Origin of the sequence: Undibacterium sp. KW1 (genome assembly GCF_009937955.1) — a bacterium.
In the GTDB taxonomy this organism is placed as follows: Bacteria; Pseudomonadota; Gammaproteobacteria; order Burkholderiales; family Burkholderiaceae_D; genus Undibacterium.
In genome coordinates this window covers 4,907,386-4,922,067 of sequence record NZ_AP018439.1, presented here as the reverse complement: position 1 = coordinate 4,922,067, position 14,682 = coordinate 4,907,386, and the positions used below count along the sequence as shown (strand labels likewise).

Below are 14,682 nucleotides of genomic sequence, written 5' to 3'. Positions count from 1 at the left end.
TATTCATGGCAAATCAAGCTGCTGCTGCAGGAGTGTGCGGTCGCAGGCCCCTTCCCAGATGCTGACAATGAGGCAAACTACAACATTGCTGATGGTACTTGTAAGGGCCCGGGCTTCTGACATGAAGCGGTCTATACCAAGCAAAAGAGTAGCACCTTCCAGTGGCAAATCCGGGATAATCCCCAGGGTTGCCACCAGCGCTACAAAGCCACTGCCGCTGACACCTGCTGCCCCTTTAGATGTCAGCAACATGGTTGCAATCAAGCTCAGTATTTGTGCATTGCTCAGTTGTATATCGCAAGCCTGGGCAATGAATAGTGAAGCCAAAGTAAGGTAAATAGCAGTCCCATCGAGGTTGAAGGAATAAGCCATTGGTAACACGAGGCCTGACACCTCTTTTTTGCACCCCAGCTTCTGTAGCTTTTGCAAAAGCGGTGGCAATACCGGTTCGGACGAGGAGGTGCCAAGAACCACCAATAGTTCCTCACGGATATAGCGTATTAACTTCCACAGGCTAAAACCGTGCCATCTTGCCAGCCCACCCAGGACGAGCAATACAAAAGCCGTACAAGCAAGATAGAAGCTCAATATCAGATAGCTGAAACCGGCCAGGGATTGTATTCCATGCTGGCCTACAGTGAACGCCATGGAAGCAAAAGCTGCCAGCGGTGCCAGCTTCATGATGACGTCAAAGATGCTAAAAAATATCTTTCCCAGTTCGTCCACGAGCTTCAAGGCATAGTCGTTGCTGGGTTTGGCGCTCGCTATGGCAAAACCGGTCAACATGGCCAGCAAAAGCACCGGCAAGATTTCCGGTTCAGTAAATGCGCTGACAAAAGTTGTAGGAATGATTTGCATCAAAAATCCGGCTACCCCCTTTTCTGCCGTGTTGGCAGGCAGCGCTGGCAGCAAGTGTTTATCTATAGCGGCGGTCTGCAAATGCCATCCCACCCCGGGTTGCAATAAGGTGGCTGCCAACCAGCCCGATAACAGGGCGAGCAGGGTCAAAAAATAGAACAGACCCATCGATTTAAAAAGCGTACTTGCTACACTACTGCCATGTCGATGACTGTGACTGGCAATGCCAAGGACGATAGTGGAAAATACCAGTGGAGCCAGCATCATCCTGATCAACTTTATAAAGGCATCGGTCACCGGCTTTATATCGCGTCCAAGATCTGGCCATAAATAGCCAAAGCAAATACCCAGGATCACCGCGAATATCACTTGTATGTAACGCTGCCTAAACAGGGTTGATGACTTCATTTTGGCAGTGATCTCTTGTTTTTTGCCATGCTGCTGACCAGCATGTCAAATAGAGTTTGTGCCGCTGGTGGCATAATGCGGCCCCGCTTGCTGATCATACCCAGAGTTCTTTGTATGACAGGTTCAGTCAGTGGAATACCGACCAGCCTGGGATTTGCGGGTAATGAGAGACGTGGTACCGCCGCTACACCCATACCGGCTTCGACAAGCGCAAGCAGGCCGGAAACATGATTGACTTCATAATAAATCGTGGGGTGCTTTTCTACTCCTGCCAGCGCATTGTCGATCAGGCTTCGGTTGCCGCTTGATTTGGCAACTGCTATATAGCGCTCCTTGGCAGTTTCTTTCCAGGTCAGCTTCTTTCGCCTGGCGAGCGGATGATCTTGTGGCACCGCCAGCACAAAGTGTTCTTTATAGATGGGCTGGAAGTCAATTTCCGGGTTTTCTGCGCCTGCAAAATTGATGCCAAAATCGGCTTCACCTGCCAAGACCAGGTTCAAAACGTCCTGCGCGCTTTCGTCATGGATTCGTACACGGATTTTGGGAAAACGCTCAGTGAAACTCTTGAGCACACCGGGCAGAAAATAATGGACAGCAGAAGGCACGCAGGCGAGGCTGATGACACCCGTACGGTGTGCCGCAAGATCAGACACGCTCAGCATGGCACCCTCAAGTTCATCCAGCGCATTTCTGACATTTGCCAAAAAAATTCTGCCCACATTCGTCAGCTGCACGCGACGGGTAGTACGTTCAAACAGTTTTACACCAAGCAAGTCTTCCAGCTTTTCTATGCGGCGGCTGAGCGCTGGCTGTGAAAGGAACAGGTCCTCCGCTGCATGCTTGAAGCTGCTACGTTCAGCTACTGCAACAAATGCCTGTAATTCCTGCAAATCGAAATTGATGCGTCCCATGCATTAATCTTAATAAATATTGCAATTCACAAATTATGCCATGTGTTGGATGATGCGTACCAGCCTGAATAAGAACATTGATCCGCCAGGAGCGGCCAATTTTTTTGGCAAATACTTAACGCCTCATCAAGAAGGCCGCAATGAAAATCCTTTGGAGACAATGTGAGAAAATTTATCTACCTTGCCATTTTAGTATGCGCAAGCGACAGCGCTTATGCACAATCCCAAGTTGACGTTTATGGCATCGCTGATCTTGGTGTGCACTACAGCCGCGGCATGAATGCTGGCAATACACCTGTTTCTGGTGCTTCAGTTGGCAGTAGTCTTGCATTAAATAGCGGCGTCAATAATACCAGTCGATGGGGTTTTAAAGGGCAGGAAGATCTGGGTGCCGGTGTGGCAGCGGTTTTTCAGCTCGAAGGCGGCTTGAATTTCGACACTGGTACATCGGCAAAACCCGACAAATTGTTTGACCGGCTTTCCTTTGTCGGTATCAAGTCGAACTACGGTAATCTGACCGCTGGTCGCCAGGCCACAATATTGTCGGATGCAATCTCAAGCGTTGATCCATTGGGCATGCGCTACGCCAGCTTTAATCCGAATATTAATATAACCGCACTCAGCAACACTGCTTTTGGCACGCATGCGTTTGGTGTGCAGTATGGCAGCAGTGGCTATGCAGATAATTATTATCGCCTTGATAATATGGTGAAATATACACTTGAAACCGGCCCCTACACTGTACGTAGCTCCTATTCCTTTGGTGAAGTGGCAGGTAACAACTCTGCCTTGTCCAGTGTTGCCGCTGGTCTCACTTATCAGCGTGATGGCTGGTCAGTTTCCGGGGCATATATGAAATTGAAAAACAGCGCTGGCTTTAACCTGCAGGCTTACACACTGGGTGTTGCCTGTCAATATGGTGGCCTGGTATTCAGGGCTAATGCAGGCGATAACAGTGCGGAAACGGGTCCGGGTAAACAAACCCGACAGCGGATTGCTTCTGCCGGAGTGGCTTATTCGATTAACCCTGAGCTGAATCTGACGACCGCCTATTATCGTGTGCGTCGCGAAGCAAGTACTTATTCCGATGATGGTTTCGATCGCAGTTTTGTTTATCTGGAACAGGCATTATCCAAACGCAGCATGCTCTATGTGGAAACTGACTATACCAGTTGGAGAGGCAATGCTGCCGGCATCACTGCTGGTCAGGCAAACAGAGACCGCGGCCTTGGCTTAAGCCTTGGACTAATGCACAAGTTTTGAATCAGTAAGGAGAAAGTATCATGTCCACACCCAAACACATCGCAAGCCTGGTTAGCATTATTTGTATGAGTGTCGCTGCATTATGTGCAAGTGAGCAGGCTCAGGCAGCCGATATACGTGTCGTCAGCTCTGGCGGTTTTGCCCAGGCTTACAAGAACCTCGCACCCGCTTACGAGCTTGCCACTGGCGACAAGTTGCTGTCGGACTGGGGCCCATCAATGGGTAAAACTAGCAATGCTATCCCGGCACGCATGGCACGCGGCGAAGAAATAGATGTTGTCATCATGGTTGGCGACTCATTGGACAAGCTGATGAATGAAGGCAAGCTGGTCGCTGGCAGCAAGGTGGTGCTGGCTAATTCTCCCATCGCGTGCGCAGTAAAAAAAGGAAATTCAAAACCTGACATCAGCACGATAGTCGGCCTGAAAAATGCTTTCTTGAAGGCGCGCAAAGTCGCCTATTCTGATAGCGCCAGTGGTGAGTACATCAAGCATCAATTGATGAAAAAGCTGGAGATAGAAGAGCAAATGCAGGGCAAGGCCGCGCAAATACCTGCCACCCCTGTTGGTGAAATCATTGCGCAGGGTGAGGCTGACTTTGGATGCCAGCAACGTAGCGAACTGTTGCCTGTACAAGGCATAGAAATTGTTGGTTTGCTTCCGCAAGAAGTGCAATTGCAAACGCAATTCTCTGCTGCTATCGTCAAAGGAAGCAAAGTGCAGGCACAGGCACAGGCATTGCTGAACTTTCTTGCGGCGACGAAAAATGCTCCAGTGATTGCAGAGACAGGTCTGGAGCCAGTTGCCGGTAAATAGGTGTCATGAATGCCGTTCGCATCCATCCTGTCCGAAATCATTCCGTCTCATCCGGTTTCATTCATTTTTTTAGCAGATATGGCCAGCATGAACGCCCGCCATCAGAGTACAAAGGTCGAATAAAATGTCCAGCAACCCATCAGTAGCACCAACTCTCGTTGATCAGGTGCCCATAGCTCCTGCACAGCGTCAGTCGAAGTTTTCCAGCGTTATTCGTGTCACCAGTGGAAACTTCATAGAAATGTATGATTTTTTTCTTTTTGGATTTTATGCCACCTATATTGCCAAAGCCTTTTTCCCGGCCAGTAGCGAGTACGCTGCATTGATGATGACGTTTGCCACCTTTGGTGCTGGTTTTTTCATGAGGCCATTGGGCGCGATTATTCTTGGTAGCTATATTGACCGCATAGGTCGTCGCAAGGGCCTGGTGCTGACATTGGCTATCATGGCTTCAGGAACGGCCATGATAGCCTTTATCCCCGATTATTCCACCATAGGCTTGCTCGCACCCTTCCTGATATTGATCGGACGCTTGCTGCAAGGCTTTTCTGCAGGCGTGGAACTCGGTGGCGTGTCAGTGTATCTCTCAGAAATGGCGACACCGGGACATAAGGGGTTTTATGTCAGCTGGCAATCGGCAAGCCAGCAAGTAGCGATCGTATTTTCTGCGGGACTGGGCTACTTTCTCAATGAAACGCTGAGCAAGGAATTTATCGCTGACTGGGGTTGGCGCATCCCTTTTTTCATTGGCTGTTCCATCATCCCTGTTGTATTTTACATCCGTCGCTCATTGCAGGAGACAGAAGATTATCTGGCTCAAAAGACACATCCCAGCTTCAAAGAAATGTTGAAAGCCATTTCGCTTAATTGGCCACTGGTGGTCGCTGGTACCATGTTGATCGTCATGACAACGGTGTCGTTTTATCTCATCACCGTTTACACACCGACCTTTGGTAAAACCGTACTGAAACTGACAACGGTAGAAAGTCTGCTTGTGACCCTGTGTGTGGGTGTATCAAATTTTATCTGGTTGCCCATAATGGGCGCACTTTCAGATCGTATTGGCAGATGGCCGATCATGGCTTTGTTTTCTGCTCTTACAATGGCGACAGCTTACCCTTTGTTATCATGGCTGATTGTTAATCCCAGTTTTGAGCACATGTTAATGGTAGAACTGTGGCTGTCTTTTCTATATGCCAGCTATAACGGTGCCACCATTGTCGCACTGACGGAGATCATCCCGGTGCGCATACGCACCACCGGCTTTTCCCTTGCTTACAGTCTTGCAACGGCATTGTTTGGTGGCTTGACGCCGCTGATTTCTACCTGGTTGATAGAAAGCACGGGCGACAAGGCCGCACCTGGATACTGGATGGCTATGGCTGGTGCCTTCGGCTTGCTGGCCACCTTCCTGATTTATCGCGGTGTGGTAAAAGAACGTTAGCCCCCCGGCAAGGTATGGTTCCACCGTCTCTGCCAGATGAGAAAAGATAGATTCATCGGGCTCCTGATACAATGCGTCAACACGCTATGTGTTGACGTTTTTTTTGCCCCCGGACTCCATACATGACGATATCTGCTAACTTGCCGCGCTGGTCCATCATCATGCCTTTTGCTGCCTGGGTCATCCTTGGTGGCGGCATGCTGATCACCGCCCCCTTATATGCAATCCTGCTGACCATCGCCCTGTTTGGTGGTGTGCTGACTGCCGTCTATCATGCTGAAGTAGTCGCGCATAAAATTGGCGAGCCCTTTGGCACGCTTTTGCTGGCTCTGGCCGTCACCCTCATAGAAGTGGCGCTGATCGTCTCTTTGATGCTGGCTGGCGGTGAAGTCACGGCTGGTCTGGCACGCGACACCGTGTTTGCGGCCATCATGATTATCCTTAACGGCATCATCGGCCTGTGCCTGCTGGCCGGAGGCAGCCTGCACAAGGAACAAAGCTTCAGCCTGCGCGGTGCCAGCACTTCACTGGCGACCCTGGCTGCGCTGGCGATACTGACCCTGGTATTGCCGAACTTTACTTCGACTGCACAAGGGCCTGTGTATAGCGCCAGTCAGCTGGCTTTTATTGCGGTCGTTTCGCTGGTCTTGTATGGCACTTTTGTACTGGTGCAGACTGTGCGCCATCGCGATTATTTCCTGCCCGCTGCATCCAGCGGTGATGAGGAGGCGCACGCAGCGCCACCCAGCAATGGCGTGGCCTGGGCAAGTGCAGGCCTGCTCATGTTATGCCTGGGGGCCGTGGTATTGTTGGCCAAGTCCCTGGCTCCAACGCTGGAAAGTGCCGTCGCTGCTGCTGGCGCACCACAGGCACTGGTAGGCATCATCATTGCCATGGTGGTTTTGCTGCCAGAAGGTGTCGCCGCCTTTCGCGCCGCCCGCGCCAACCGCCTGCAAACCAGCATCAACCTGGCGCTGGGCTCTGCACTCGCCAGCATAGGCCTTACCATCCCTGTCGTTGCCGTTATTTCGCTGACCACAGGCTGGTCACTGAACCTCGGCATTGATGCGAAATCGACGGTGTTGCTGCTGTTGTCACTGATGATTACTTCTTTGTCTTTGGGGACGGGACGAACCACCATCATGCAGGGCACTATTCATTGCGTGATCTTTGCGGTGTATTTGTTTACGACGATAGTGCCGTAAGCTTTTCTTGAGATTTGGTGTGATGATGGTAAAGGCGTAGTCGTAACCATAGCCGTAGCCGTAGCCGTAACAGGAGGTGCATTGCAATGCGCTCTACATTACTGCCTTGAACCAAGACGCATCATTTTAAAATTTGAATTGATCCCGCGGTGGCACATCAACTTCATCTTTTGCAAAATACGAAGCCGCTGTCCCCAGTGCCTGCACGCTGATTTCATGTGCCTGCGGATTGTTGTACTCAAGTTTGAGTTTATAGGCTTTTGCTGAATCTACCGTCAACACGGCGAGTATGGGTCTGTGCGTGGTCTCGACCTGCATTTCATCAAACAGTGATTGCATCAGCGGTGCCAGCAAATCGGTGTATTCAGGCTGTACAGGCAGGGTGTAGATGGTTCTGCCCCAGCGGATAACGAACTCAAAGCCGGGCCTGGTTTGACCTTGCGCTAAAAAGCGGCAATATGACTGGTCCCAGGCTTGCGGGGATTCGGAGCTGAGTTTTAAAAGAACTTTTGCCATCAGCAGGGTAAGTTCGTTTTTCTTGGACATGCAAATTTCCGGTAAGGGGTATCCCGCAATTTTACTATGTTCGGCGGTTTTTACTATTGCCTTGAAGTATCGTCGGGCTTTGCTGTCGTTTAATCTGAGCTTGGCATAGGCCGCTTGTGCAGGGCAAAGTTGATCTTGAGGTACACTAAGCCAATATCTTTTTGACAGGAATACCCATGGCAAGCCAGCAGATGCCGTTTGATCCAGTACATGGTGCCAGCAACCGCGGCCTGGGGCACAGGCGCATGTTGCTTTCACTGATGGCAGTGTTTTTCCTGTTATGGATAGTCTTGCCCTTGCTACTGCCTGCCCAGGCTTATTTGCTGTACTGGCTGACCGCGCCCCTGCGCTATCTGGGGGTATTCGTGCATGAGATGGGGCATGGGCTGGCCAGCCTGCTCAGTGGTGGCTCGTTTTACTGGTTCCAGATGGATGGCGATGGTGGTGCGGCGATTACCAGCGGTGGCTGGCAAAGCCTGGTCTTGCTGGGTGGTTTATTGGGGCCAGCGGTGTCTGGCAGCATCTTGCTGATGGTCTCGACCAGGGCAGAGAAGTTGCGGATAGCGTATTTGATCCTGTTGCTCTTCTTTGTGTGCGGTGCTTATTACATGATCAAGCCGCTCTTCATGAGCAGCAGCACTTATCCCATACTGGCGCAGTGGCATGCCACGCATTTGCTGGGCCTGATCTTGCCCGTTAGCCTGATACTGATGACTGTCATGCTGATGCGTGCCTCAGACGCCTGGCAGCGGCTGGTCTTGCAATGCCTGGGCATTGTCATGTGTTACTCGGCCTTCAGTGACACGAGTTATATTTTCCAGTATGAAGCCTTGCGCAATGGTATGTATTCAGATGCGCGGGAATTTGCGGCACTGTTTTCGCCCTTCAGCGTGCAGGGCTTGCCCTGGCTGGTGTTTGTATTTTTTGCTGCCTTGATCGCCGTACTGAATTTTGCCTTGCTGGGTCTGGGAGTAGGGCGGGCACTACGCAAACCCGCTTAGCAGAGTTAGCCGCGTCAGTGGTGGCATTCGCACTTCACTGACTCATGCAATTACCGCAAGATCAGGGCAGGCCAGGCTGATCAAGATGGGCCGTGGTGAAGTCAGCAATAGGGACAGGTTTGCCAAAGTGATAGCCCTGATAAGCAAAACAACCCTGGCTGGCGAGGTAATCCCTCTGTTCGGCGCTTTCCACCCCTTCGGCGATGACGGACAGGCCCATGCTCTGGCTCAGGGCGACGATGGTCCTGGCGATGGCGGCATCATTGGGGTCAGTCAGGACATCGCGTACAAAGGACTGGTCTATCTTGAGCTGGTCGAGCGGCAGGCGTTTCAGGTAAGTCAGGGAAGAATAGCCGGTACCAAAATCGTCAAGAGAGAAGCACAGGCCTGCGGCTTTCAGTTGTTCCATCTTTGTGATGGTATCTTCTACATCATCGACCAGCAGGCTTTCTGTCAATTCCAGTTTCAGCAATTGCGGATTGACCCCGGTTTCTTGCAATATGCCCAGGACCTGTTCGACGATATCTATCTGCCTGAACTGGCGGGCACTGACATTCACGGCAATGGTCAGTTTTGCACTGATGGGGTCGTCAGCCCAGTCCAGTAATTGCATGCAGGCCGTGCGCAAGACCCACTGGCCCAGCGGCAGGATCAGGCCGGTGGCTTCTGCCAGCGGGATAAACTCGGCGGGCGAGATCATGCCGTGCTGAGGGTGCTGCCAGCGCACCAGGGCTTCTGCCCCCAGCAACTCACCATCGCGGCCAACCTGGGGTTGGTAAAACAGTCGCAATTGCTGCTCGCGCAAGGCATCGCGCAATTCTTTTTCCATGCGGGCGCGTGAGCTCACCACGGCTTGCATGGCAGGGTCAAAAAAGCGCAGGGTATTGCGGCCTGCGGTCTTGGCTGCATACATCGCGAGGTCGGCCTGCTTCATCAACTCTTCATAGCCATTCTCGTGATCGGCAATCAGGGTCGCGCCTATGCTGGGCGTGCTATGGCATTCATAGCCTTCGAGGTCATACGGCTGGTTCAGTGCAGCGAGTATTTTCTTGCCTACCATTTCTATCTGGCTGGCAGCTTCATGAGACGATTCGCTGAGGTTTTCCAGCAAGAGCACAAACTCGTCGCCACCTATGCGTGCTACCGTGTCACCTTCGCGCACACAATTGGTCAGGCGCCCGGATACCTGCTGTAGCAGCAGGTCGCCCTTGTAGTGGCCCTGGGTATCATTGAGCGTCTTGAAATTGTCGAGATCGATGTACATCAGCGCACCCTTGCGGCCACTGCGGGCGCAGGCCAGCAGGGCCTGTTGCAGGCGGTCGGTCAGCAGGCGGCGGTTGGGCAGGTGGGTCAGCGGGTCATAGAAGGCCAGGGTCTTGATTTCATCTTCTGCAGCCTTACGCATGGAGATATCAACCAGGGTGCCAACATAATGCAGCAATTCATTATTGCGGTCATACACGGCGGTGATGGCCAGCCACTGCGGGCTGATATGGCCGTTCTTGTGACGGTTCCAGATTTCACCCTGCCAGGAGCCACCCATGCCCAGGTGCACATCCATGTCGGCAAAAAAATCCTGGTCGTGGCGGCCAGAGTTCAGAATCTTGGGGCTTTGTCCTATCGCATCTTCGCGGCTATAGCCGGTGATCTCGGTAAACGCACGGTTGACTTGCTGGATAATCTTGTTGGCATTCGTCACGAACATGCCTTCATGCGATTCAAATACGGTAGCTGCCAGGTGCAGGCTTTGTTCGGCCTGCTTGCGCGCCGTGATATCGCGCACAAAGGCGGGGAACAATTCCTGGCCGGGCAGGTAGCGCACCGATACTTCGACATCAATGATGTGGCCATCCTTGCACCTGTGTCTGGCCTCGAATTGCTGGGCACCAGCCTGGCGCACGATGTCCAGCCTTTCATGCACCAGTTTGCCTTCATATTCATCGAGCACATCGACATCGTCGATACTGAGTTTGAGCATTTCTTCACGGCTGTAACCCATCATGCTGCAGGCAGTTTCATTGACGGCGCGCAGCTTGCCGTTCTTGTCGACCAGCCAGAAAGCGTCCATGGCAGTTTGCAGGATCAACTCATCAAGGTCGGTCATGCGCTTGCGTTCAGTGATATCCACGGCCAGGCCGCCAAGCTGGCGCTTGCCTTCCGAGCCGGTAAACACAAACTTGTTGACCAGCCACCAGCTGACACTGTCACCGGGATTGTCCGAAGGCCAGATAGCCTCGTCCTGCTCGCCACTGGCCAGCAGGGCAAGGTCACTGGCGCGATAGCTGTCGGCAATTTCTGCCGGTAGAATATCGTGGTCAGTCTTGCCTATGACCTCGCTGGCCTGGAAAGAAAAACGCCGCAGAAAATTGTCGCTGACAAACTGGTAATGACCATCTTCATCCTTGATCCAGGCCACGATGGCGCTATTGTCGAGAAAGGCGCGGAATAATTCATCACTATGCTGTTGTGCCGCCAGCATGCGGTTGAATTCATTTGCTACTGCCTGCAATTCTCCTGGCCCCGCCAGGGTAGCCCTGGCGCTCAGGTTACCCCTTTGCACCGCACGGGCAACCCTTTCCAGTGCTGTCATGGGCCGCGTGATGCGTTGCCCGAAAGCGCGTGCGACTACCAACAGCAAGCCTATCATCAGCAGTGCTAGCATAATGGCTTCGACAGCACGCGTCCTGGCCTGGGCAAAGATGGTGTCAGCCGGTACGCCGACAAAGGCAATCATGCCATATTCAGGCATGGGCATGACCGAGAAAAAGCGTCTGACACCATCCACCGCCACGCTCTCGAATTCACCTTTTCTGGTCGCCACAATACGTCTGGCGGCTTCGGCACTGGGGCGCGTACCTATTGACTGTTCCGGGTCCAGATTGCGCCAGACCATGATGCCGTCATCCCTGAAAAAACCAAAGCGGCTGGCTTCTGGCAAGGACTCGGCAGGAATGCCGGGATCATAGAAATTCACATCCAGCGACAAGACCACCACGGCGATGATCTGGCCTGCCTGATTGTGCACAGGCAGGCTCATAACCGTGCTTAAGGGAGCTGATGCCTGTACCTTGTGTGGTGCTGAGATAGTCAGGTGCCCGCTCTTGACGGTTTCTGCAAATTCGGCAACGTTGACCATGTCCTTGACCAAGGTAGCAGGAATGTTGCGGGCACTGCACAGGATATTGCCCTGCAGATCGACGATGGCCAGGCGTGTATAGGCAGGGTCGAGGCTGGCCAGGTTGGTCATTTTTTCAGGGCAATCCTGCAACTGCAATTGCTTCACCAGCGGCAGGCTGGCAACCCCGGCCATGATCTTGTGCGCCTGGTCCAGCTTGCTGTGCGTATTCTTGATCATGACGCTGGTCATGGTCTTGAGAGTGGTCTTGGTGAAATTGGTCGATTGCTGGAAATCGTAATAGATGCCAAAAGCGACCACCGCCAGCAGTGGCAAGGACACGGCCAGTACCAGCATCAGCAAATAACTGCGTATAGACCTCGCAGGCGCTGCTTGCGCCGGTGCCGGTAAGCCTTTACGCGTTTCTGTCATCTTGCTTTCCCACAGGGCAGGGTCTGGAATGAAAAACCGTTTGAGATCAATAATTTAACATGAAGCGGTAACTATATCCTTTTCAAAAGGTGACTTGCGGCAAGATGTGATTTGACGAGAGATAACTTGTATTGATCTTAACCATCTCTGCTTGGCTTGACCAGTGCTTAGTCAGTGCTGCATTGCACTGGCAATTCGGCAGGAAATCCAGACGGCAAATCCAAAGGGAAGTTGACAGCAGCTCAGGCGACACGTTGTTGTGGTGTCAGTGTGTTGATGACTTCTTCATGGGGATGGCGCATGACCAGCAATTCATGGTCTGCCGGAGAAGCATCTTTATCGATAAACAGCTTTTTGACCAGATGGGCAACGCGGTTTCTTTGAAAGTCATCAAATACTGCCAGAACCCTTTGTATGGCCGCTGTCTGCGACTGCAGCTCTACTTCTACCATGGGTGAAATCCAGTCGGTGCGCCAGACCATATCACTGCCATCGTCCAGTGGCAGGTGGGCAATCACCCCGGCTCCGCCTGCATTATTGTGGAGTGGACTGACCAGTGCTGGCTCGAAGTTGGCTGCGTAATGTTTCCTGACCGAGCCGAGGCCAAAATCGATGAGGTATTTGTCTTCTACGAGGCAAACTGCATGGCCTTCTTTTTGCCCCTGATGGGTAAAGCCCTGATAGCCTATGTAGAAAACCCCATTACCCTGCCTGATCTCGCCATAACAGCCCTGTACTTTGGCCTGATAACCTTTAGCTGTCAGTATCTGTGCCAGCATGGCCGACATGCCAAAACAGGAGCTGCCAAAGTGATGGAAAAAACCGAGTATGTCAAAATCATCCGCAATCCGGCTCAAGTCTCTGGCCAGGTCCGGGTCTGTTACTACGTGTAGAAATGCTGTGTTCATTTGCAAAAAAATGGTCAAACCCTAGCTTCTGGCTAGCTCGCCATCTGTAAATCTATTTACCAGCAGCAATACTATCAAGTTTACATTATTTAACAATATTAATTGAGTGACACTTTATGTACATTTGTAAGCAAACATGTCGGAAGCCAAATAGTGGCGGGATTTTGCAGTGATTCTGGTCAACTGCAATGTAATTTCATAACTAAAAGGTAATTTGTTATTCCTTTTATACCTTAATGAGAGATGAACAAAATTTCCCTGATCCAGCTATGGCTGGCTCGCTTTGCCTTGTGATTACAGAATAGGAGCTTTTGTTCATGCCATCAATGTGAGATGGCGAACAGACATGCTAGGCAGATCAGTGTTTCCCTGATGCTCATAGTTAAGCACCGTTGGACATAGCCGAACCACATTTTTCTGTTCAGGAGCATTCCATGAAGCACCACCGTCGTCACCCGCACCTCCTCCGTACTTGCGTTTTTTTAAGCATGCAAACCTGTGCGTTGGCAACTGTGCTTGCAGCAGACGCGCCAGGTTTTGGCAGCCAGCCCACTTTGCCCGATCCAGAGAAGAAAAAACTTCTGCCGACCGTGAACATCGCCAAAGCCATAGGATGGGCAGAAGGGGAGAAGCCTGTCGCTGCAGATGGTCTCGCTGTTTCTGCTTACGCATATGGGCTGGATCACCCGCGCATGCTGCATGTTTTGCCAAATGGCGATGTGTTGGTGGCTGAAAGCAATGCGCCAGCAGTGCATGATGCGGTGGACGGTATCAAACGTATCAAGAATTGGGTGGAGTCACTGGTCAAGGGATCTGCCGGGGCGAATGTAAAAAGTGCCGACCGAATTACTCTCTTGCGGGGTATCGATAGCCAAGGCAAGGCAACGACTCGCACCGTATTTTTAGAAGGACTGCATTCACCGTTTGGCATGGCGCTGGTGGGTGACTACCTGTATGTCGCCAATACCGATGCCATCATGCGTTACCCTTACCAGCGTGGGCAGACGCAGATCACTACACCCGGAGTAAAGCTGGTCGATCTGCCTGCCGGGAAAATCAATCACCACTGGACCAAGGACCTGATTGCCAGCCACGACGGCTTGCGCCTGTATGTCTCGGTAGGCTCGAACAGCAATGTAGGTGAAAATGGCATTGATAAAGAAACAGACCGTGCTGCCATTCATGAGATTGATATCGCCACTGGCCACACACGTGTATTTGCCAGCGGCTTGCGCAATGCCAATGGCCTGGCATGGCAACCGCAAAGTGGTGCTTTATGGGCGGCAGTCAATGAAAGGGACGAGTTGGGCAATGACCTGGTCCCCGACTACATGATTTCAGTGGTGGATGGCGCATTTTATGGCTGGCCCTACAGTTATTTTGGTCAGCATGTGGATGTACGTGTCAAACCACAAAGGCCCGATCTTGTCGCCAAAGCCATTGCCCCGGATTATGCATTGGGTGCGCACACGGCATCGCTGGGTCTGACATTCTATAGTGCAAAAATGCTGCCTGAGCGCTATGCCGGCGGCGCATTTATTGGGCAACATGGCTCATGGAACCGCCAGCCGCATAGTGGCTATAAAGTCATCTTCGTGCCATTTGCCAATGGCAAACCGACCGGCATGCCGCAGGATGTGCTGACAGGTTTCCTGACGGGCGATGGCAAAGCCAAGGGCCGTCCTGTAGGTGTCGCGGTGGATACTGCGGGTGCAGTGCTGGTGGCAGATGATGTTGGTAATATCATCTGGAGAGTAACTGCAAAATAAGTCAGGT

Annotated in this window: 11 protein-coding genes; 6 read left to right on the top strand and 5 right to left on the bottom strand. The window is 52.0% G+C overall.

Features of this window, described 5'->3' with window-relative positions; genetic code table 11:
- Window positions 1-3 precede the first annotated feature (3 nt).
- Complete coding sequence (locus tag UNDKW_RS22085) at window positions 4-1,266, bottom strand: cation:dicarboxylate symporter family transporter (RefSeq protein WP_162060479.1); 1,263 nt, start codon at window positions 1,264-1,266, stop codon at window positions 4-6.
- Window positions 1,263-2,177: a LysR family transcriptional regulator gene (locus UNDKW_RS22080; RefSeq protein ID WP_174244961.1), complete on the bottom strand. Its 915-nt coding sequence runs from the start codon at window positions 2,175-2,177 to the stop codon at window positions 1,263-1,265. Before UNDKW_RS22080 ends, UNDKW_RS22085 begins: the two co-directional genes overlap by 4 nt.
- Window positions 2,178-2,339: 162 nt before the next feature.
- On the opposite strand from UNDKW_RS22080, the gene UNDKW_RS22075 reads away from it, so the two are divergent.
- From UNDKW_RS22075 to UNDKW_RS22060, 4 genes are all read left to right on the top strand, one after another.
- On the top strand, window positions 2,340-3,440 hold the full coding sequence (locus UNDKW_RS22075; protein WP_162060478.1) for a porin: 1,101 nt from the start codon (window positions 2,340-2,342) through the stop codon (window positions 3,438-3,440).
- 20 nt (window positions 3,441-3,460) lie between these two features.
- The gene (locus UNDKW_RS22070) at window positions 3,461-4,255 is read left to right on the top strand and encodes a substrate-binding domain-containing protein (protein WP_162060477.1); all 795 of its coding nucleotides are present in this window, start codon (window positions 3,461-3,463) and stop codon (window positions 4,253-4,255) included.
- A 124-nt stretch (window positions 4,256-4,379) separates the two neighbouring features.
- Complete coding sequence (locus UNDKW_RS22065; protein ID WP_162060476.1) at window positions 4,380-5,699, top strand: MFS transporter; 1,320 nt, start codon at window positions 4,380-4,382, stop codon at window positions 5,697-5,699.
- A gap of 122 nt (window positions 5,700-5,821) precedes the next feature.
- The gene (locus UNDKW_RS22060) at window positions 5,822-6,904 is read left to right on the top strand and encodes a calcium:proton antiporter (protein WP_162060475.1); all 1,083 of its coding nucleotides are present in this window, start codon (window positions 5,822-5,824) and stop codon (window positions 6,902-6,904) included.
- 126 nt (window positions 6,905-7,030) lie between these two features.
- On the opposite strand, the gene UNDKW_RS22055 is transcribed toward UNDKW_RS22060, so the two are convergent.
- Complete coding sequence (locus tag UNDKW_RS22055; RefSeq protein ID WP_162060474.1) at window positions 7,031-7,450, bottom strand: hypothetical protein; 420 nt, start codon at window positions 7,448-7,450, stop codon at window positions 7,031-7,033.
- Window positions 7,451-7,626: 176 nt separating this feature from the next.
- On the opposite strand from UNDKW_RS22055, the gene UNDKW_RS22050 reads away from it, so the two are divergent.
- Window positions 7,627-8,451, top strand: a complete 825-nt coding sequence (locus UNDKW_RS22050) for a M50 family metallopeptidase (RefSeq protein WP_162060473.1) — start codon at window positions 7,627-7,629, stop codon at window positions 8,449-8,451.
- Between the two features lie 61 nt (window positions 8,452-8,512).
- Here the strand turns inward: UNDKW_RS22050 and UNDKW_RS22045 are convergent, their stop codons facing one another.
- Window positions 8,513-11,998: an EAL domain-containing protein gene (locus UNDKW_RS22045; protein ID WP_162060472.1), complete on the bottom strand. Its 3,486-nt coding sequence runs from the start codon at window positions 11,996-11,998 to the stop codon at window positions 8,513-8,515.
- 242 nt (window positions 11,999-12,240) lie between these two features.
- Window positions 12,241-12,906: a hypothetical protein gene (locus UNDKW_RS22040; RefSeq protein ID WP_162060471.1), complete on the bottom strand. Its 666-nt coding sequence runs from the start codon at window positions 12,904-12,906 to the stop codon at window positions 12,241-12,243.
- Window positions 12,907-13,394: 488 nt separating this feature from the next.
- On the opposite strand from UNDKW_RS22040, the gene UNDKW_RS22035 reads away from it, so the two are divergent.
- Window positions 13,395-14,675, top strand: coding sequence for a sorbosone dehydrogenase family protein (locus UNDKW_RS22035; RefSeq protein ID WP_162062067.1), 1,281 nt, complete (start codon window positions 13,395-13,397; stop codon window positions 14,673-14,675).
- Window positions 14,676-14,682: the final 7 nt, after the last annotated feature.